The 326-nt window shown below is 55.2% G+C and carries 1 protein-coding gene; it reads left to right on the top strand.

Annotated elements, in window-relative coordinates; translation table 11 throughout:
• On the top strand, positions 1-326 hold a 326-nt coding region (locus SLS51_RS23490; RefSeq protein ID WP_323840877.1), incomplete at both ends, for a hypothetical protein.

Genomic DNA, 326 nt, shown 5'->3' on the forward strand with positions numbered 1-326 from the left:
GCAACGTGTTGACCCATGTCGGCGATGGTTTGACACTGGGTGTGATGGCTGCGGCAGGCAATATCTTCACCAAAGTCGGAGAGGGGACAGCGATTGCGGCTCTGATTGGCGTCGGCAACCTGTTTACCCATATCGGCAAAGGGGATGCCTGGGCGCTAATGGGCGGTGCAGTGAATGTCTTTACCAAAGTGGGTGACGGTGATGCACTGGCATTAATGGTCGCGGCGGGCAATGTGTTTACGCATATTGGGGATGGCATAAGTGTTGCGCTGATGCTGGCAAAAGGCAATATCGCCACGAAAGTGGGTGATGGCATGACGTTGGCG

This window comes from Photorhabdus africana (assembly GCF_035181445.1).
Lineage (GTDB): Bacteria > Pseudomonadota > Gammaproteobacteria > Enterobacterales > Enterobacteriaceae > Photorhabdus > Photorhabdus laumondii.